Origin of the sequence: Kitasatospora sp. NPDC091335, assembly GCF_044757205.1 — a bacterium.
Lineage (GTDB): Bacteria > Actinomycetota > Actinomycetes > Streptomycetales > Streptomycetaceae > Kitasatospora.
Genome location: NZ_JBIVUM010000024.1, coordinates 19458 through 39253, shown reverse-complemented (window position 1 = coordinate 39253; position 19796 = coordinate 19458). Strand labels below are relative to the sequence as shown.

General features: G+C 73.3%; 12 protein-coding genes. 3 read left to right on the top strand and 9 right to left on the bottom strand.

Going from position 1 to position 19796, the window contains the following annotated elements; genetic code table 11:
- Window positions 1-139: 139 nt before the first annotated feature.
- Entirely contained in the window at window positions 140-3031 is a 2892-nt protein-coding gene (locus ACIQOW_RS35170; RefSeq protein ID WP_401091934.1) for a vitamin B12-dependent ribonucleotide reductase, read from the bottom strand.
- Between the two features lie 207 nt (window positions 3032-3238).
- Window positions 3239-3739 (bottom strand): transcriptional regulator NrdR, encoded by a 501-nt coding sequence (gene nrdR, locus ACIQOW_RS35165; protein ID WP_401091933.1) that lies wholly within the window; start codon window positions 3737-3739, stop codon window positions 3239-3241.
- Window positions 3740-4092: 353 nt separating this feature from the next.
- Between nrdR and lexA the strand changes: the two genes are divergently transcribed.
- On the top strand, window positions 4093-4974 hold the full coding sequence (gene lexA, locus ACIQOW_RS35160) for a transcriptional repressor LexA (RefSeq protein ID WP_401091932.1): 882 nt from the start codon (window positions 4093-4095) through the stop codon (window positions 4972-4974).
- 165 nt (window positions 4975-5139) lie between these two features.
- Here the strand turns inward: lexA and ACIQOW_RS35155 are convergent, their stop codons facing one another.
- Genes ACIQOW_RS35155 through ACIQOW_RS35135 form a run of 5 tightly spaced genes read right to left on the bottom strand, consistent with a single transcriptional unit; the run spans window position 5140 to window position 12881 of the window.
- Window positions 5140-7248, bottom strand: a complete 2109-nt coding sequence (locus tag ACIQOW_RS35155; RefSeq protein WP_401091931.1) for an ATP-dependent DNA helicase — start codon at window positions 7246-7248, stop codon at window positions 5140-5142.
- A gap of 12 nt (window positions 7249-7260) precedes the next feature.
- On the bottom strand, window positions 7261-9084 hold the full coding sequence (locus ACIQOW_RS35150) for an IucA/IucC family protein (RefSeq protein ID WP_401091929.1): 1824 nt from the start codon (window positions 9082-9084) through the stop codon (window positions 7261-7263).
- A complete protein-coding gene (locus ACIQOW_RS35145) occupies window positions 9062-10456 on the bottom strand; it encodes a lysine N(6)-hydroxylase/L-ornithine N(5)-oxygenase family protein (protein ID WP_401091927.1) in 1395 nt (464 codons plus the stop codon). The genes ACIQOW_RS35150 and ACIQOW_RS35145 overlap by 23 nt, the downstream gene beginning before the upstream one ends.
- A gap of 38 nt (window positions 10457-10494) precedes the next feature.
- Window positions 10495-11190: a GNAT family N-acetyltransferase gene (locus ACIQOW_RS35140; RefSeq protein ID WP_401091925.1), complete on the bottom strand. Its 696-nt coding sequence runs from the start codon at window positions 11188-11190 to the stop codon at window positions 10495-10497.
- Window positions 11082-12881, bottom strand: coding sequence for an IucA/IucC family protein (locus tag ACIQOW_RS35135; protein WP_401091923.1), 1800 nt, complete (start codon window positions 12879-12881; stop codon window positions 11082-11084). Before ACIQOW_RS35135 ends, ACIQOW_RS35140 begins: the two co-directional genes overlap by 109 nt.
- Before the next feature lie 457 nt (window positions 12882-13338).
- On the opposite strand from ACIQOW_RS35135, the gene ACIQOW_RS35130 reads away from it, so the two are divergent.
- Together ACIQOW_RS35130 and ACIQOW_RS35125 are read left to right on the top strand one after the other, a co-directional pair.
- A complete protein-coding gene (locus tag ACIQOW_RS35130) occupies window positions 13339-14556 on the top strand; it encodes a trypsin-like serine peptidase (protein WP_401091921.1) in 1218 nt (405 codons plus the stop codon).
- Between the two features lie 72 nt (window positions 14557-14628).
- A complete protein-coding gene (locus ACIQOW_RS35125) occupies window positions 14629-15747 on the top strand; it encodes a trypsin-like serine peptidase (protein WP_401091919.1) in 1119 nt (372 codons plus the stop codon).
- A 64-nt stretch (window positions 15748-15811) separates the two neighbouring features.
- Here the strand turns inward: ACIQOW_RS35125 and hflX are convergent, their stop codons facing one another.
- Together hflX and ACIQOW_RS35115 are read right to left on the bottom strand one after the other, a co-directional pair.
- Entirely contained in the window at window positions 15812-17314 is a 1503-nt protein-coding gene (hflX, locus tag ACIQOW_RS35120) for a GTPase HflX (RefSeq protein ID WP_401091917.1), read from the bottom strand.
- 210 nt (window positions 17315-17524) lie between these two features.
- Window positions 17525-19756: a RelA/SpoT family protein gene (locus tag ACIQOW_RS35115; protein WP_401091915.1), complete on the bottom strand. Its 2232-nt coding sequence runs from the start codon at window positions 19754-19756 to the stop codon at window positions 17525-17527.
- Between the last annotated feature and the right edge of the window lie 40 nt (window positions 19757-19796).

The window sequence follows — 19796 nt, the reverse complement described above, 5'->3', positions numbered from 1 at the left end:
GCTCCGCCGAACCGTCGCTCCGGCGCCGCACGGGACATCGGCGGCGCCGGGAACGCGAAGAAGCGGGGCGAGGACCTTCACGGTCCTCGCCCCGCTTCAGGTGGTCACCTCAGGAGGTGACCACCGGGGTCGAGCGCGGTCAGCTGCAGCCGCTGGTGGAGCCGCAGCCCTCGCAGAGGTAGCAGCTGCCGGCGCGGCGCATCTTGGTGCCGCAGGAGAAGCAGAGCGGGGCGTCGGCGTTGAGGCCGAGCTGGATCTCCATCAGCTCCGTGGAGTTGTGGGCCTGCTTCGCGGCGGGCTTGGGCGCCTCGACGGCCCGGGCCTGGACCGGCGCGGCCTGGACCGGCGCAGCGGTGACCGGCGCGGACTGGGCGAGCGACTCGGTGTCGAGCTCCTCGGCCTCCAGCGGCTCGTACGAGCCCGTCTCCAGGTGGCGCTGACGCTCCTCGACGGAGTGGATGCCGAGCGCCGAGCGGGTCTCGAACGGCAGGAAGTCCAGCGCCAGGCGGCGGAAGATGTAGTCGACGATCGACTGCGCCATCCGCACGTCCGGGTCGTCGGTCAGACCGGCCGGCTCGAAGCGCATGTTGGTGAACTTCGCGACGTAGGTCTCCAGCGGCACGCCGTACTGGAGGCCGACCGACACCGCGATGGAGAAGGCGTCCATCATGCCCGCGAGGGTCGAGCCCTGCTTGGACATCTTCAGGAAGACCTCGCCCAGGCCGTCGTCCGGGTAGGAGTTGGCCGTCATGTAGCCCTCGGCGCCACCGACCGTGAACGAGGTGGTGATGCCGGGACGGCCCTTGGGCAGGCGCTTGCGGACCGGGCGGTACTCGACGACCTTCTCGACCACCGCGGCCGGGGCCTCCTCGGCCGCGGGCTCGGAGTCCTTCTTCTTGGCCGAGAGCGGCTGGCCGACCTTGGAGTTCTCGCGGTAGATGGCGAGCGCCTTGACGCCCATCTTCCACGCCTCGAAGTAGATCTCCTCGACGTCCTCGACGGTCGCGCTGGACGGCATGTTCACCGTCTTGGAGATGGCGCCGGAGATCCACGGCTGGATCGCCGCCATCATCCGCACGTGCCCCATCGGCGAGATGGTGCGCTCGCCCATCGCGCAGTCGAACACCTCGTAGTGCTCGGACTTCAGGCCGGGGGCGTCCACCACGTTGCCGTGCTCGGCGATGTGGGCGACGATCGCCTCGATCTGCTCGTCCTGGTAGCCGAGGCGCTTCAGGGCGCGCGGGACGGTGCCGTTGACGATCTGCATCGAGCCGCCGCCGACGAGCTTCTTGAACTTGACCAGGGCCAGGTCGGGCTCGACGCCGGTGGTGTCGCAGTCCATCATCAGGCCGATGGTGCCGGTCGGGGCGAGCACCGAGGCCTGGGCGTTGCGGAAACCGTTCTGCGTGCCGAGGCGCAGCACGTCCTGCCAGGCCTTGTTGGCGGCCAGCCGGACCGGGGCGTCCAGGTCGTCCACCGAGACGGCGTCCAGCGAGGCGTCCGCGTGCTGCTTCATGACCTGCCGGTGGGCGGTCGCGTTGCGGGCGTAGCCGTCGTACGGGCCGACCACACCGGCGAGTTCGGCGCCGCGGCGGTAGGCGGTGCCGGTCATCAGCGAGCTGATGGCGCCGGCCAGGGCGCGGCCGCCCTCGCTGTCGTAGGCGTGGCCGGTGGCCATCAGCAGGGCGCCGAGGTTGGCGTAGCCGATGCCGAGCTGGCGGAAGGCGCGGGTGGTCTCGCCGATCTTCTCGGTCGGGAAGTCCGCGAAGCAGATGGAGATGTCCATCGCGGTGATGACCAGCTCGACGACCTTGGCGAAGGACGCCGCGTCGAAGGAGTCGTCGTCGCGCAGGAACTTCATCAGGTTCAGCGAGGCGAGGTTGCAGCTGGAGTTGTCCAGGTGCATGTACTCGGAGCAGGGGTTGGACGCGTTGATGCGGCCGGACTCCGGGCAGGTGTGCCAGTGGTTGATGGTGCTGTCGTACTGGATTCCCGGGTCGGCGCAGGCCCAGGCGGCCTCGGCCATCTTGCGGAACAGCTTCTTCGCGTCGACGGTCTCGATGACCTCGCCGGTCATCCGGGCGCGCAGGCCGAATTCGGCGCCGTTCTCGACGGCGGTCATGAATTCGTCGTTGACGCGGACCGAGTTGTTGGCGTTCTGGTACTGGACGGAGGTGATGTCGTCCCCGCCGAGGTCCATGTCGAAGCCCGCGTCGCGCAGGGCGCGGATCTTCTCCTCCTCCTTCACCTTGGTCTCGATGAAGGCCTCGACGTCCGGGTGGTCCACGTCGAGCACGACCATCTTGGCCGCGCGGCGGGTGGCGCCACCGGACTTGATGGTGCCGGCCGAGGCGTCGGCGCCGCGCATGAAGGAGACCGGTCCCGAGGCGTTGCCGCCGGAGGAGAGCAGTTCCTTGGAGGAGCGGATCCGGGAGAGGTTGAGGCCGGCGCCGGAGCCGCCCTTGAAGATCATGCCCTCTTCCTTGTACCAGTCGAGGATCGACTCCATGGAGTCGTCGACGGACAGGATGAAGCAGGCGCTGACCTGCTGGGGCTGCTTGGTGCCGACGTTGAACCAGACCGGCGAGTTGAAGCTGAACACCTGGTGGAGGAGGGCGTGGGTCAGCTCGTGCTCGAAGATCTCGGCGTCGTCCTTGGAGGCGAAGTAGCCGTGCTTCTCGCCGGCCGCGCGGTAGGTGAGCACCACGCGGTCGATGATCTGCTTGAGGCTCCACTCGCGCTGCGGGGTGCCGACGGCGCCGCGGAAGTACTTGGACGTGACGATGTTGACGGCGTTGACCGACCAGAAGTCGGGGAACTCGACGCCGCGCTGCTCGAAGTTGATGGAACCGTCGCGCCAGTTGGTCATGACGACGTCGCGCCGCTCCCAGCGGACCTCGTCGTACGGGTGCACGCCAGGAGTGGTGTAGATGCGCTCCATCCGGAGACCGCCCTTCGGGGCCTTGGCGCCCTTGGCCACGGCCTTCTCGGACTTCGACCCGCGTGCGGAACCGCTCGTGGTGTCTGTCACTTCTCGCTCCTCCTCCTGGGCAAACGCCCGAAGTGCCCCGAAAAATCCGGGCACTGCTGGTTCGTTCTTCCGGTGTGCGGGCAGGCGGCGACCTTGCCTGCTTACGCACGGTTTGTAGTGTTCTGTGCCCAGTTTTCGGGCACGCGTGGGCCCCACGGGGCCGTGGTGGTGCGACGAGGCCCGTCCCGGGCCGGGTGCCGGAGCCTCCTAGGGCGCGGCGGCGGAGACGGAGACGCGGGCGTCGTCCGTCCCGGTGGCGCGGGGCCGTTCGGCGCGGAGTTCCGCGATGGCGGCCTCGAAGTCTTCCAGTCCGTCGTACGCCTGGTACACGCTGGCGAAGCGCAGGTAGGCCACCACGTCGAGTTCCTTGAGCGGGCCGAGTATGGCCAGCCCCACGTCGTGGGTGGTCAGCTCGGCACTGCCGCTGGCGCGCACGCACTCCTCGACCCGCTGACCCAGCTGGGCCAGCGCGTCCTCGGTGACCGGGCGGCCCTGGCAGGCCTTGCGGACGCCGGTGATGACCTTCTGCCGGGAGAACGGCTCGGTGACGCCGCTGCGCTTGATGACCATCAGCGCGGCCGTCTCCACCGTGGTGAAGCGGCGGCCGCAGTCCGGGCACTGCCGACGACGGCGGATGCAGCTGCCGTCCTCGGTGGTCCGGCTGTCGACAACACGGCTGTCGGAGTGCCGGCAGAAGGGGCAGTGCACCTCGGGATCCCTCCCTGGCAGAACGTTCGGACCGGTTGAGTCTATGCGATGCGCCCCCGGCCTCGGCAAGCTGATCATGCGGCGCGACCACTAGTACTGGGCACGGAGAGGACTGTAGCCACTACATCTGGGACTTCGGGGGAGGCGAGCGCCTTGGCGTGTCGGCGCCGCGGCGGCGCCGATTAGACTGCCCGGGTCGGGTTTCACTCGAACATTTACTCGATGTACAACAAAGCCTTGATCGAGTCAGTCAACTCCCGAATAATTCACTCGAACGTGTGTTTGGCGCAACCTTTCGATAGGCGGCGCGTTGGGCTGGAAAAGGGAGAGGACAGCCGTCGAGAGGGGCCGCCGTGAACACGATCGAAAGCAACACCATCCCGGTGCAGGAACACTCCCAGTTCAAGGTGGGGCAGCGCACCACGAATCAGCAGGGTGTGGACATCAGCATGGACCGTAGCGAAGACCACCGCCTCTCCGGCGCGGCCCTTTCCGGGGCGACCCGCGTTCCCGACCAGCCGATCGAACACTCCCCCGCCATGGACGACACCCACCCCTCCCCGGCCCGCGCGATGCCCGGCCGCCCCCCCGGCATCCGCACCGACGAGGCCGGTCTCACCGAGCGCCAGCGCCGGGTGATCGAGGTCATCAGGGATTCCGTCCAGCGGCGCGGGTACCCGCCGTCCATGCGCGAGATCGGCCAGGCCGTGGGCCTGTCCAGCACCTCCTCGGTCGCCCACCAGCTGATGGCCCTGGAGCGCAAGGGCTTCCTGCGCCGGGATCCGCACCGTCCGCGCGCCTACGAGGTCCGCGGCGTCGAGGTGGCCCGTCCGAACACCGCGGAGACGGCCGGCCGCCCGTCCACCTCCTACGTGCCACTGGTCGGCCGGATCGCCGCCGGCGGGCCGATCCTGGCCGAGCAGACGGTCGAGGACGTCTTCCCGCTGCCCCGCCAGCTGGTCGGCGAGGGCGAGCTGTTCGCGCTCACCGTGCGCGGCGACTCGATGATCGAGGCCGCCATCTGCGACGGCGACTGGGTCACGGTGCGCCGCCAGCCGGTCGCCGAGAACGGCGACATCGTGGCCGCGATGATCGACGGCGAGGCCACCGTGAAGCGGCTGAAGCGCGAGGACGGCCGGATCTGGCTGATGCCGCACAACCCTGCGTACGAGCCGATCAACGGCGACAACGCGACCATCCTGGGCAAGGTCGTCGCGGTCCTGCGCCGCCTCTGACCACGCCGCCCGAACACACCCGGACGCCTTCGGTGAACGGGAACGACGGAGGGGCTCCACCGCGGACTGCGGTGGAGCCCCTCCGTCGTTCCCGGCCCGGAACCCGCGGCCCCGAACCCACGGGCCGCCGCAACCCCCGGGCCGCAACCCACGGCCCGGGGCCGCTCAGCCCCGCTTCACCACCGGCCGCACCGGCGCCGCCGCGGTGTCGATCGCCGCCAGCGAGCGGCGCACCTGGTTGCGATCCGTGGTGTACCAGAACTCCGGCATCGAGGACCGGAAGAAGCCCCCGTACCGCTTGGTCTCCACCCGCGGGTCCAGCACCGCGACCACGCCCCGGTCGTCGCCCGCGCGCACCAGCCGGCCCGCGCCCTGCGCCATCAGCAGCGCCGCGTGCGTCGCCGCGACGGCCATGAAGCCGTTCCCGCCGCGCTGTTCGACGTCCCTCTGGCGGGCGCTCATCAGCGGGTCGTCCGGCCGGGGGAACGGGATCCGGTCCATCACGACCAGCTGGCAGGCCGAGCCGGGCACGTCCACGCCCTGCCAGAGCGAGAGCGTGCCGAACAGACAGGTGGTCGCGTCCGAGGCGAACTCCCTGATCAACTCGCCCAGGGTGTCCTCGCCCTGGAGCAGGACGCGGTGGTCCAGCCGCTCGCGCATCGCCTCGGCTGCCGTCTGGGCGCCGCGCATCGAGGAGAACAGGCCCAGCGTCCGCCCGCCGGCCGCACCGATCAGCTCGGCCAACTCGTCCAGCATGTCGGGACGTTCGGGGTCGCGTCCGGGGTCGGCCAGGTGCCTGGCGACGTACAGGATGCCCTGCTTGGGGTACTTGAACGGCGAGCCGACGTCGATCCCGCGCCAGCGCGGGACGGCGTCCTCCCCGAAACCCGGTTCGGGGTTGTCCCCCGCGGTGCGGATGTCCGGCAGCCGCGTCTCGGAGGGCAGGCCGACGGAGGCGGCGACGCCGTTGAAGTCCCCGCCGAGCTTGAGCGTGGCCGAGGTGAGGACGACCGAGCGCTCCTTGTACAGCCCCTCGCGCAGCAGCCCGGAGACGCTCAGCGGGGCGACCCGCAGCGAGGCGGTGCCCAGCCCGTAGCGGTCGCTGCGCTCGATCCAGACCACGTCGTACTCGGAGCCCTCCAGCAGCCGGTCGGCGGTCTCGTGCAGCGCCTCGGCCGAGGCCATCGCCTGCTTGCGGACGGCGTCCTCGTCGCTGAGCCCCTTGTCCCTGGTCTCGCCCAGCGAGGTGATCACCTGGCGGGAGGCGTCCCGGATCGAGGTGACCGCGTACCCCAGGTACTCGGGCAGCTCCTCGACCCGGCCGGGCTGGGCCGTCTCCATCAGGCCGTGGAAGTTCTCGGCGGCGGCCTGGAGCGCGTCCACCGCCTTCTCGTTGGCCAGCCGCGCGGCCCGCTTCACCGCCCGGTTGACCGCGCCGACGGTCAGCTCGGCGGTGGCCGCCCCGGTGACCCGGTTGACCAGTTCGTGCGCCTCGTCCACGATCAGCAGCCCGTGCTCGGGCAGCACCGGCGCGCCCTCGATCGCGTCGATCGCGAGCATCGCGTGGTTGGTGACCACGACGTCGGCCAGCTTGGCCCGCTCCCGCGCCTTCTCCGCGAAGCACTCCTGCCCGTACGCGCAGCGGGTGGCGCCCAGGCACTCCTTGGAGGTGACCGACAGCTGGGCCCAGGCCTTGTCGGAGACGCCGGGGCTGAGGTCGTCGCGGTCCCCGGTGTCGGTCTCGTCGGCCCAGTCGCGCAGCCGCAGCACGTCCTGCCCGAGCTTGCCGGTGGGCCCGCCGAGCGCGTCGACCGGGTCGAACAGGCCCTCACCCTCGTCACTCGGGGTGCCTTCGTTGGCCCGGTGCAGGCACAGATAGTTGGAGCGGCCCTTGAGCATCGCGTACAGCGGGCGGCGGCGCAGCACCGGGTGCAGCGCCTCGACGGTGCGCGGCAAGTCCCGCTCCACCAGCTGGCGTTGCAGCGCCAGGGTGGCGGTGGCGACCACCACGCGGTCCCCGTGGGCGAGCGCGGGCACCAGGTAGGCCAGGGACTTACCGGTGCCGGTGCCGGCCTGGACGAGCAGGTGCTCGGCGTGGTCGACGGCATCGGCGACGGCCTCGGCCATGCGGACCTGGCCGGGGCGCTCGACGCCGCCGACGGCCGCCACCGCGGCGTGCAGCAGTTCGGGGAGCCGCGAGCGGGGGACGGCGACGGCTTCCTCGGACTCGTCGCCGAGGTCCGCCGCGGGCTGGGATTCGGAGTCGTTCGTCATGACCCTCCCAGCCTACGGGGCGGGGGCGACAATCCGGTCCCGTCGCCCGGGCGGTCGCACGTCCACGGCGACCAGTGCGTTCGGTACGGTCCCGTACCGGGCGGCGTGCGGGCGGTGCGGGCGGTCCTGGTAGCCGTCGAGGAGCAGCCGGTTGCGGTTGAGACAGAGCCGGTCGATCCGGGGCCGGAACAGGTCGAACAGGTCGAAGCGCTCGCGCAGCTCGGGGAAGCGGTCCTGGTAGCGCAGCACCTCGGCGCGCAGCAGGGCCCAGAACTCGGTCTCGGGCAGCCCGGTCTGCGCCTCCAGCAGCGGGGCCAGGTAGCGGAAGACGCCGATGAACAGCCCGGAGTGGATGAACTGGCAGAGCCCCTGCGGGCTCTCCCGCAGCAGCACCTCGGCCACCTCGGCGGGCAGGCCGTGCAGCTCGGGCAGGCTCTGCGCGCTGAGGTTGACGTCGTCCACGAAGTCCTTGACCGCGAGCCGCACCGGCGCGTCGGTCGAGTCGAAGACCACGATGGCGTTCTCGCCGTGCGGGGAGAAGACCAGTCCGTAGCGGTACAGGAAGTGCAGCAGCGGCGGCATCAGCGCGGCGAACAGCCGGCCGGTCCACTCGGCGGGGGTGAGCCCGGAGCGGGCGATCAGCTCGGCGGCGAGCGCCCGCCCGTCGGAGCCGGTCTGCAACAGCGCGGCCAGGGTGCGGGCCCGTTCCCCGCCGTCCAGGAAGGGGCCGAGCGGCTGGCGCCAGATCGCGCCGAGCAGTTCCTTGTACTGGTACGGCGCCTCGGGCAGCTCGCGGTAGAGCGGGTGGTCGACGGTGACGGAGGCGATCTCGCCGAGCAGGATCACCCGGCACTCCTCGCGCAGGTACGGGTCGGCGTCGCGCAGCGCGAGCAGCCAGGCGGTGACGGTGGGCGCGGCCAGCGTGCGCTCGACCGGCAGGCCGCGCCAGACCAGGGTGTTCAGGATGGACAGCGGCAGCTTGACGGTGCAGCGCTCGGGGTGGGCGGTGTTGAAGAAGGAGCGGATGGACTGCTGGGGCAGCCGTGGGTCGCCGTCCGAGGGCAGCGGGACGATCTCGCCTGAGGCGATCCAGGGCGCGAACAGCGGCAGGATCGTCTCGTCCCACTGCCAGGGGTGGACGGGCAGCAGCAGGTAGTCCCCGGCGTCCGGGCCGAGCGCGGCGCGCAGCGCGTCCACGTCGTCCAGCTCGCGGGCGTACAGCTGCTCCGGCCGCTCCAGCCCCGGCACGCCGCGGTACTCGGCGAGCCGGCGGTGCACGGCGATCCAGGGCAGCGGGCGGGGGCTGCGGGCCTCCGGGGTCCAGCGGGCGGCGTCGGTGGCGGAGAAGCCGATCCGGCCCTTGTTGGGGACGATCCACGGGTGGCCGGTCTGCCGGCCCTCCAGCGCGCTGTGGTCGAGGTCGGCGAGTTCGGCGGCGCTCAGCGCGGTGGCGAGCTGGCGGGCGTCGGCGGTCAGGGTGGCGGAGAGTTCGCGGATCAGGTGGCCGGTGGTCTCGCCGCGCATGCCGAGGGTCTGCCGGGCGTACGGGAGGAAGCGCAGCGGGTCCAGGCCGTCCGGGCGGGAGCAGCGGACGGACTCCGGATCGACCTGCCAGCTGTCGTAGGCGCCGCGCCTGGCGGTGAAGCGGTACTCGGCCTCGGGCAGCTCCAGCAGGTACTCGCCGGGCGCGTCGCCGGGGACGGGCCTGAGCAGTTCCTCGTAGGCGAACTCGCCCAGCATCTTGGCCAGCAGGGCGCGGCCGGCCCGCTGCCAGTGCCCAGCGGTGAGGTGCGGGGGCAGGTGGAGCGGCGGTTCAGCGGCCGACGGTTGCGGCACGGGTCAACTCCTGGGGGCGGGGGACGACGGGGGTCCGGTCGAAGGGCGCGGGGCCGGGGACGGGCGGCGCGAAGCCGGTCCAGGCGGTGCGGCTGGGCAGCCGGTGGACGGTGCGCCCGGTGACGGCGTTGAGGATCACGGCGGCCCGGTGGGCGCCGAGTCCGAGGTCGGGCGTGCCGACGCCGTGGCTGTGCAGTTCGGCGTTCTGGACGTACAGCCCGCCGGTGAGTTCGGGCCTGGTGGCGACCCGGTGGTCGAGGTCGACCCGGTAGCGCCCGGCCTCGTCCCAGTCGATCAGGTCGGCGATCGGTTCGAGCGCGGCCGGGCGGGCCGCCCGGTAGCCGGTGGCGAGCACCACGGCGTCGGTGCGCAGCAGGTGTTCGGCGCCGGAGTCGGTGTGCCAGCAGTGCAGTTCGAGGCCGCCGCAGGGGCCGGGGAGGGCGGCGGCGACGGCGGTGCCCGGGGTGATCTCGACCGGGACGGCGTCGATCGGGCGGCCGATGGTGCGCTCGTAGAGGTGGTCGTGGATCTCGGCGAGGGTCTCGGCGCTGGCGGCCTTGTGCAGCTGCCACTGGGCGGTGACCAGGGCGTCCCTGACGGGGGCGGGCAGGGCGTGGAAGTAGCGGGTGTAGTCGGGGGTGAAGTGCTCCAGGCCGAGCTTGGAGTACTCCATGGGGGCGAGCGCCCTGGTCCGGGTGAGCCAGCGCAGCCGGACGCCGTCGCCCTCGTGGTGCCGGAGCAGGTCGAGGAAGACCTCGGCGCCGGACTGTCCGCTGCCGACCACGGTGATGTCCCGGGCGCCGGCCAGGTCGGCGCGGCGGTCCAGGTACTCGGAGGAGTGGAAGGCCCGCGGGTGGCCGGCCAGCGCGGCGAAGGCGTCGGGCAGCACCGGCCGGGTGCCGACGCCGAGGGCCAGGTTGCGGGCCCGTACGGAGGACCGCCGCCCGGTCGCGGTGTCGGTCAGCTCGGCGCGGTACCAGGGCGCCTCCCAGTGCAGGGCGGTGACCTCGGTGCCGAAGCGGCAGTCGGCCAGCCGTTCGGCGGCCCAGCGGCAGTAGTGGTCGTACTCGCGGCGCGGCAGTTGGAAGCGCTCGGCGAAGTAGAACGGGAACAGCCGGTCCTGCGCGCGCAGGTAGTTGAGGAAGGACCACGGGCTGGTCGGGTCGACCAGGGAGACCAGGTCGGCGAGGAACGGCACCTGCATCCGGGCTCCGTCCACCAGCATCCCGTGGTGCCAGCGGAACTCCGGGCGCTGGTCGCAGAAGAGCGTGCGCAGGCCGGGGACGGGCTCGGCGAGCGCGGCGAGCGAGAGGTTGAACGGTCCGATGCCGACGCCGAGCAGGTCGTACGGAGGGGGTGTCGAGGTGTCCACAGGGTGTCCTAGGCGGGGAGTTGGGCCGGTCCGGAGGATCAGGGGGAGCCCGGTCCCGGCCGCGCGGCGGGCCCGTCGGCCCGGTCGCGGACCATCAGGGCGGCGCGCTTGTCGGGCAGGTCGAGTTCGGCGGCGGCCCGGAATCCGGCCCGTTCGAAGGCCCGGACGGACCGCCGGTTGCGCACGTCCGGCTCGGCGACCACCCGTTGGCAGCGGGGATTCCGGCGGAGAATCAATTCTGCGAGCGCGGCCAGGAGCACGGCGCCCAGGCCGCGGCCGCGGCTGACGGACGGGCCGAGCAGCAGGTGCAGACCGGTGTCGTGCGGCCTGGCCGGATAGTGGGCGGCGAGCGGGTCGAGGTCGGCGCGGTAGACCTCCCAGTAGCTCATCGGCTCGCCGTCGAGCAGCCCGAGGCACGGGGTGCTGCGGCCGTCCCCGTCCAGTTGGGCCCGGACGTGCCGCTCGGTGGTCTCCGGCGGCCCGGCGAGCTCCCAGAACGCGTCGACCTCGGGATCGTTCATCCACCCCGCGATCAGCGCCAGGTCGGCGGGCAGCCGGACCGGGCTGAGCCGGAACTCGCCGGCCGGAGTGGGGACCGCTCCCCACCCGGGCGGTTCGCACGGCATCAGAGGCCCGCCACCGGGTTGGGGACGTCCACGTACACCGACTGGCTGGCGACCGGGCCGACCAGCTCGTCCATGCCGTTGATCCGGGTCAGCAGGTTGGCCTTGCACGGCAGCGTCGGCGAGTCCAGCAGCAGCGCGGACAGCGCCGAGCCGGCCGCGGTGGCCCGCGTGCCGGTCAGGAACCGGCGCAGCGCGGCCAGCAGCACCGTCTCGTCGGCCAGCCGCTGGGAGCCGAGGGCGCCGATCAGGCCGAGCACGTGGTTGATACCGAGGTAGTAGGCGAAGTGGTGGTCGATCACCTCGTCCGGCAGGAAGGTGTCGCTGTCCGCGCCGAGTCCCGGCACCCGGGCGGTGAGCCGCTCGGCGGCGCTCTCCCGGTAGTAGTAACCCTGGTTGTCGCGGTAGCGGCCGCCGCACGGCCAGCCCTCGGCGTCCAGCAGCACGAGGCTGTTCTGCTGGTGCGCCTCCAGGGCGATGCCGCCCCGGCCGTCCAGCCAGAGGATGGGCAGCACGACCGCGTCCAGGTAGCGCAGGAACCATTCGGCGGCGACGGTGGGCAGCGGGCGGGCGCAGCGGGCGGCCAGCGCCCGCAGGATGTCGCCGAGCCGGGAGGGCACGGTGTCACCGGTGCCCAGCGGCTGTTCGGCGACCAGTCCGGCGACGCACAGCGCGCGTTCGGTGGGCGCGAAGGGCTGGGCGCGCAGCACGGTGTCCAGACCGCCGGGGTCGCCGAGGTCGGGGTGGTCGACGCCGATCCAGGCCGGGTCGCGGACGATGTCGAAGCCGGGGTGGGCGGCCCGCCACTCGGCGGCGAGTCCGCTCTCCAGCAGCCGGTGCATCTCCAGGCCGCGGTGGAGCTCCTTGCGCAGGTTCTCCCGGCGGGAGTTGGTGATCCGCAGGCCGAGCGAGAGCTTCAGCATCCACGGGGTGCCGGGCCGGTAGACGGTGCGCACCGAGGAGGTGGGGTACCAGGGCTCGCCGGCCGGGCCGAGGTCGTGCAGCAGCCCGTCGGCGAGCAGCGCGGCGACGGCCGGGCGGTGGGCGAGTTCGCGTGCCTGCCAGGGGTGCAGCGGGACGGCGGCGGTGCCGGGCGGCAGTGCCACCGTGCCGTCGAGCAGCCCGGCGGTGAGCTGCTCGGCGCTCTCGGCGAGGGCGGAGCCGGCCGCGAGCAGCGCGCGGTCCACCGCGTACCAGTGCAGTTGGAAGGAGCCGTGCAGCTCGGGCGAGTAGGCGGCGCTCTGGGCCGGGGAGAGGCCGTCGCGACTCTTCGGGGTGGGGTGCAGCGGGTGGCCGAGCAGCAGGGACTGCTCGGTGGCGAGGAAGTGCGAGCGTTCCGGTCCGCCGGGCACGGCGGCGGTGCGGCGGTGGGCGAGGATCTCGGCGGTGCGCACGACCGAGTCGGCGACCCGGCCGGCCAGGTCGGCGACCTGTCCGGGGTCGGGCCGCTCGGCGGCCGCGGCGGCGAGCAGGGCGGCGGTGGTGACGGCGTCCACCGGGGCCTCGGCGGTCCCCTCTCCGGCCGAGAGGGTGGCGGGGCCGAAGCGGTGCCAGCCGCCGGGCGACCAGTAGCGGACCGGGGCGGTGAGCCGGGCGGCACCGCCGAGGACGGCGATCCGCAGCTGCCCGTCGGGGCCGGGCCTGGCCCCGGTCTCCCGTGTCCAGCAGCGCAACAGGGCTTCCAGACCGGCCTGTTCGGCGGCGACGGCCGGGTCGGGGTGCAGCAGCAGGTCGGACTCGGCCGCGGGCCGCTCCGCGGACAGCTGCGGTTCGGGCGGGGCTCCGGTGAGGGCGGTGCTCAAGGCTGCTCCTTGGGGCGCGTGGGGTGCCGACGCGCACTGTGGTGAAGGGGATCTGCGGGCACCCGCACCGTCGCGTCAGGTAAGGGTTACCTATCCAGGACGGGTGATCACAAGGACCGCTCACTCGTCCGGGTGAGAATCGGGGATTGTCCACCGCCGGGGCCGGATGCCCTGCTGTGCCGGTGGAGGGGGCGGCTCCGGATCACGGATCGGTGACCTCCGGCACGCACCGCAACCCGGGGGGCGGGCACCGCCGTCCTCGTCTGCGATGGAAGACTCCAGGGCGGCGGACCGCCGTACCGCGAACCGGCCGGGCACGCACCACCGCGCTCCGGCGGCACCGGACGCGGCACCGACCGGCGGCCCGGTGGCGACCGGCCGGGCACCGGCCGGCCCCACCCGCACGAGCACCGACCGAACGAGCACCGACCGAACGAGCACAGGGGGAAGCTCACAGATGCCAACGATCCACCGGTCAGCCCTGGCCGCCGCCCTGGCCGCGGGCACCCTGTTCGCCGTGACCGCCTGCGGTCCTGACGGCCCCGCCGGCGGCGGGAGCAGCGCCGAGCCGCCGCCCTCCTCCGTGGCGGCGAGCCCCGCCACGGGCCAGGGCGGCGCGATCGGCGGGATCACCCTCCCGTCCGGGCTGCCGACCAGCCTGCTGGAGGGGCTGCCCAGGTCCTGGGACGACCTGAAGAAGTGGAAGGTCGAGGACTGGGACACCTGGGCGTCCAAGCACGTCTTCAACAACCCGGTGGTGAAGGACTTCTGGGACCCGGACAAGATGGGCGACTCCAAGCCCGCCGACCCGGCCCCGCCCGCCGCCAAGCCCTCCCCCGCCACCCCGAAGCCGACCGCCTCCGGGCCCGCCGCCGACGACGGCGTCACCGACCCCGAGCCCCCGCTGGTCAAGGCCGTGGCGATGCCCCGCCCGTACACCAAGCAGCCCTCCGGCAAGGTGTTCTTCACCGCCCAGGGCGGCCGCGGCAACTGCTCGGCGACGGTGATCACCGACCCGCAGCACCCGGGGAAGAGCAACCTGGTCTGGACGGCGGGCCACTGCGTGCACGCGGGCAAGGGCGGGAACTTCTACAAGGACCTGGTCTTCGTGCCCGCGTACAACAACTCGGGCGCCTCCAGCGGCGGCAAGCGGGCCCCGCTGTCCGAGCTGGCCCCGCTCGGCACCTGGTGGGCCGAGCAGGTCACCACCTCGCCGCAGTGGATGGTCGAGGGCGGCGGCAGCGGCGACGCCGCCAACCAGTACGACTTCGCGGTCATGCGCGTGCACAACCAGAGCGACACCGGCAAGTCCCTGGAGGAGACGGTCGGTTCGGCCGTCCCGGTCTGGTTCGACGCACCGCGCGACCGGCTCAGGGTCTCCGCCACCGGCTACCCCCTGGTCAAGCCGTTCGACGGCCAGGAGCTGTACAGGTGCGACGGCGGCAAGCCCACCCGGCTCTCCTTCGACGCCAAGCGCCCGGCCATGCTGACCATCGGCTGCGACATGACCCAGGGCGCCAGCGGCGGCGGCTGGTTCGCCACCATGCCGGACGGCAGGACCGCCCTGGTCAGCAACACCTCGATCGGCACCCAGGAGCACACCTCGCTGAGCGGCCCGTACCTGGAGGCGGTCGCCAGGACGGCACTGGACTGGATCTCCAAGAAGCAGCAGTAGCCGCCCGCACGACGGCGCCGCCACCGGAAGGGCGGCGCGGAACCACCAGCACAGCACGGGGGACGATCCAGCATGCCGAGAACCACCAGCCGGCGGCGCCGGGCCACCACGGCCGGCGCCGCGCTGCTCGCCGCGCTCGCACTGGGCGCGGCCGGCTGCGGCCCGGACGGCCCCGCCAGGCCCGCCGCCGCGCCCCCCGCCCTGCCCAGGTCCGCGCCCACCAGCCTGGGCGACCTGACCGGCTGGAAGGTCGAGGACTGGGCCCGCTACGTCGCCGACAGCGCCTTCACCGGCGCCGCGGCGCCCGGCGCCTGGCCGGCGGCCCGGATGGCCGCCGCCAAGCCCAGGCCCACCCCGGAGTACGCCCTGGCCTCCCCCGCGGCGGCCGGCGTCGAACGGGACGCCCCGCCCGCCGCCGTCCCCGCCGAGCCGCAGCCGCACCCGTACGGCCCGGCCGGCTCGGTGGCCGGCCGGCTCTTCATGACCACGCCGCAGGGCGACGCGGTCTGCTCCGCCACCGTGGTCTCCGACCCGGCCGACCCCGGCCGCAGCAACCTCGTCTACACCGCCGGGCACTGCCTGCACGACGGCAGGGGCGGCGGCTGGCTGAGGAACCTGGTCTTCGTGCCCGGCTTCAACCGGGACGGCCAGGCGGCCCGCGGCAAGGCGTACACCGACCGTCAGGCGGCCCCGTACGGCCGGTGGTCGGCGGTGCGCGCGCTGGTCTCGCCGACCTGGCTCCAGGAGAGCGGCGTCGGCGCCCGCCACCAGTACGACTACGGCATCCTCCGGGTGCGCGGCGAGGACGGCTCCGGCAGGTCCCTGGAGGAGACGGTCGGCGGCTCGGTGCCGATCTGGTTCAACGCCCCGCGCGACCAGATCACCTCGGCCACCGCGTACGGCTACCCGGCGGAGCGGCCGTTCGACGGCCTGGAGCTCGAACACTGCGGCTCCCCGGCCGCACCGGGGCGGCTCTCCTTCGACCGGACCCGCCCGCCGATGTACGTGATCGGCTGCACCATGACGGCCGGCGCCGCCGGCGGCGGCTGGTTCGTCACCAGGGACGGCAAGCCCAACCTGATCAGCGTCGGCGCGCTCGGCGACCGCGCCCCGGCCGGCTACCAGGCCGGCCCGTCCCTCCAGGACCAGGCGAAGCAGGCCTTCGACTACTTCGCCAAGAACGTCAGATAGGCACCGCGGAAACGGCGCGGGGCCCCGGGACGATGCCGTCCCGGGGCCCCGCGCACGTCGGGCCTCAGCCGTGCAGGGCCACCGCGAAGTACTCCAGCTCGGCGGCCAGTTCGGCCGGCACCTTGGCGTGCAGCAGGGTGCCCTCGCCGGTGTGCTCGGTGGAGAGCAGCTCCCCCTCCGCGTGCACCCGGGAGACCAGCGCGCCCTGGGTGTAGGGCACCAGGGCCCGCACCTCGACCGCGGGACGCGGCAGCTCGTCGTCGATGAGCTGCCGCAGCTCCGCCATGCCCGCGCCGCTGCGGGCCGACACCACGATGGCGTGCGGCTCGCGGCGCAGCAGGCGCTGGAGCACGTGGGGATCGGCGGCGTCCGCCTTGTTGATCACCACGATCTCCGGCACGTTCTGCGCGTCGACCGAGACGATGACCTCGCGGACGGCGGCCAGCTGCGTCTCCGGCTCGGGGTGCGAGCCGTCCACCACGTGCAGGATGAGGTCGGCGTCGGCGACCTCCTCCATGGTCGAGCGGAAGGCCTCGACCAGGTGGTGCGGCAGGTGCCGCACGAAGCCGACGGTGTCGGCCAGGGTGTAGAGCCGCCCGCTCGGGGTCTCGGCCCGGCGCACGGTCGGGTCCAGGGTGGCGAACAGCGAGTTCTCCACCAGCACGCCCGCGCCGGTGAGCCGGTTGAGCAGGGAGGACTTGCCGGCGTTGGTGTACCCGGCGATGGCCACGGACGGCACCTGGTGGCGCCTGCGCTCCTGGCGCTTGGTGTCGCGGCCCTTCTTCATGTCGGCGATCTCCTTGCGGAGCTTCGCCATCTTCTCGCGGATCCGGCGCCGGTCCGTCTCGATCTTGGTCTCACCGGGACCGCGGGTGGCCATGCCGCCGCCCGAGGAGCCGGAGCCACCGCCACCCATCTGCCGGGACAGCGACTGACCCCAGCCGCGCAGGCGCGGCAGCATGTACTGCATCTGCGCGAGCGAGACCTGCGCCTTGCCCTCCCGGGACTTGGCGTGCTGGGCGAAGATGTCCAGGATCAGGGCCGTCCGGTCGACGACCTTGACCTTGACCACGTCCTCCAGGTGGATCAGCTGGCCCGGGGTGAGCTCACCGTCGCAGACCACGGTGTCGGCACCGGTGGCGGCGACGATGTCGCGCAGCTCCTTCGCCTTGCCGGAGCCGATGTAGGTGGCCGCGTCGGGCTTGTCGCGGCGCTGGATGACGCCGTCCAGCACCTGGGAGCCGGCCGTCTCGGCGAGTGCGGCGAGCTCGGCCATCGAGTTCTCCGCCTCCTCCAGCGTGCCGTCGGTCCAGACGCCGACGAGCACCACGCGCTCCAGGCGCAGCTGGCGGTACTCGACCTCGGTGACGTCTTCGAGTTCGGTGGAGAGACCGGCGACCCGGCGCAGGGCGGCGCGCTCGCTGCGGTCGTACTGGTCGCCGTCGTAGTGGTGGCCGAGGTCCTCGTCGATGGCCGCGAGGTCCTCGTCCATGAGGGCTTCCGCCCGCAGACCGTCGAGGCGGCGCGGAGCGTCGGCGTGGTCGCGGGTGTCGAACGTGGAGGTCATTCTGTCCTTTGGCTCGCTGGTACGGGTGGCCTTCGGGGACCGCACGCGGCGGTCCCGTAGGGAGTCTGCCCAGCTGCCGCCCCGGCTACCGTCCGGGCGGGGTGAGCTACCCCTCAGGCCCCCGGGTTCCGCCCCGGGCTCCTGTGCCCGGAGAACGCCGTGGACCGGCCGTGAATTCCCCATGATGGTCGCACGCCGGGCGCGGACCGGTCATCCCCATTTCCCCCGGGCCCCCGCGCCGGGGGGCCGCTCCGCCTGGTCCCCGCCGCCCTCCGGGGCGTGCGGGCGGTTCACGTCGTACACCCCGGAGACCCTGAGCATCGCCCGCATCAGCCCCGGCAGCGCGGCCGGCTCGGGCAGCTCCACGGTGTAGGTGTGCCGGACCCTGGACTCCTGCGGCGGCTCGACCTCGGCCGAGACGATGCCGACGCCCGCCCCGGAGATCGCCGCGGTGAGGTCGGCGAGCAGCCGGGGCCGGTTCAGCGCCTCGGCCCGCAGGGTGGCCCGGTACCCGGCCGCCGGCGCGCCCCCGGGCTGCCAGCGGACCTCCAGTTCGGCCCGGCCGTCCGCGCGCATCCGCTCCCCGGCCGGGCAGCCGGTGCGGTGCACCGCCACCGCCCCGCCGCGGATCGGGTAGCCGGTCACCCGGTCCGGCGGCACCGGGGTGCAGCAGCGCGCCAGCCGGACGGCCGCCCCCGGCCGTCCCGCCACCGCGGCCGGGGCGGACCGCCGTCCGGCCGCCGGGCGCCCCGGCGGGGCGGGCTGGCCGCCGGCCGGGCCGGTGCGGACCGCCGGCTGCCCGACCGGGTGGTCGGCCAGCCATCGCTCGATGGCCAGCCGGGCGGCCGGGGTGCGGGCGTGCGCCAGCCACTCGGGGGCGGGCCCCGAGGGCTGCCCGCCGCCGGCCGGGAGGGTCTCGGTGAGCACCGCGATCAGGTCGCCGTCCTCCAGCACGGTGGACAGCGCGGTGAGCCGCCCGTTGACCCGCGCGCCGATACATCGGTGGCCGGTCTCCTCGCCGAGCAGGTAGGCCGCGTCCACGCAGGTGGCGCCGGCCCTCAGCTGAAGCGTTTCGCCGCTCTCCGTCACCACGGTGATCTCGCGGTCGCCCGCGAGGTCGGCGGTGAGCGTGGACCAGAAGGCGTCCGGGTCGGGCGTCTCCTGCTGCCACTCCAGCAGCCGGCTGAGCCAGCCGGGCCTGGCCGGGTCGGTGCGGTCCAGCTCGTCGGCGTCCTGGACGGCGCCGGCCGGGGACGGGTCGCCGAGCGCGACCACCCCGGTCTCCGCGACCTCGTGCATCCGCCGGGTGCGGACCAGCACCTCGACCACCGCGCCGCCGCTGAGCGCCACGGCGGTGTGCAGCGACTGGTACAGGTTGAACTTGGGCGCGGCCACGAAGTCCTTGAACTCCCCTGGCAGCGGCGTCCAGCAGGTGTGCAGCTCGCCGAGCACCGCGTAGCAGTCGGCGTTCTCCTCGACCACCACCAGCAGCCGCCCGTAGTCGGCCGGCCGCGGCCCCTGCGGCAGCCCGTCCGGCCCCGGTACGGCGGCCCGCCGGAGCAGCACCCGGTGCAGCGAGACGCAGTGCCTGGGCCGGACGGTCACCTCGGCGGCGACCCCGGCCTCGGCCAGCTGGCGGGCCAGCTGCCGGGCGAAGGGCTCCAGCAGGGCGTCCGGCTCGGCCTCGTGACCGGCCATCAGGGCGCGGGTGCGGGCGTGCTCCTCGGGGTGCAGGGTGGCGAAGACGATGTCCTCCAGCTCCGCCTTGAGCACCTGGATGCCGAGCCGTTCGGCCAGCGGGATCAGCACGTCCCTGGTGACCTTGGCGATCCGCACCTGGCTGGCCGGCTTCATGTGCCGGATGGTGCGCATGTTGTGCAGCCGGTCGGCCAGCTTGATCACCATCACCCGGACGTCGTCCCCGGTGGCGACCAGCATCTTGCGGAAGGTCTCCGCCTCGGCGGCGGCGCCGAAGTCGACCTTCTCCAGCTTGGTCACCCCGTCGACCAGGTAGGCGACTTCGGGCCCGAACCCGGCGCCCACCTGCTCCAGCGTCAGCTCGGTGTCCTCGACGGTGTCGTGGAGCAGCGACGCGACCAGGGTCGTCGTCCCGGCGCCGAGCTGGGCCAGGATCATGGTGACGGCCAGCGGGTGGGTGATGTACGGCTCGCCGCTCTTGCGCTTCTGGCCGCGGTGGCTGGCCTCGGCGAGCCGGTACGCCCGGGCGAGCAGGCCGAGGTCGCCCTGCGGATGGTGCTGCCGGTGGACCCGGACGAGCGGCTCCAGGGCGTCCGGCACCGGCGTCCGGCCGGTGGCCAGCAACGCGGCCCGCCCGGCCCGGCCGAGGGCGGCCCGGCCGAGCTCTCCGAGGGGCCGTCTGGCCCCGCCCTGCCGTACGGTCGTCGGCTGCCCCGTCAGGGACTGCCCGGCTTCGATGGTCATCGGCACCTCCGGCAACGGTCGCCGGGCGCCGCCCCTCCTG

Excerpts from the sequence above, each read along its gene's own strand:
- ACIQOW_RS35125 (WP_401091919.1), top strand. The coding sequence starts at position 14,629 with ATGCCGAGAACCACCAGCCGGCGGCGCCGGGCCACCACGGCCGGCGCC.
- ACIQOW_RS35155 (WP_401091931.1), bottom strand. The coding sequence starts at position 7,248 with ATGACGAACGACTCCGAATCCCAGCCCGCGGCGGACCTCGGCGACGAG.
- ACIQOW_RS35115 (WP_401091915.1), bottom strand. The coding sequence starts at position 19,756 with ATGACCATCGAAGCCGGGCAGTCCCTGACGGGGCAGCCGACGACCGTA.
- hflX (WP_401091917.1), bottom strand. The coding sequence starts at position 17,314 with ATGACCTCCACGTTCGACACCCGCGACCACGCCGACGCTCCGCGCCGC.
- ACIQOW_RS35130 (WP_401091921.1), top strand. The coding sequence starts at position 13,339 with ATGCCAACGATCCACCGGTCAGCCCTGGCCGCCGCCCTGGCCGCGGGC.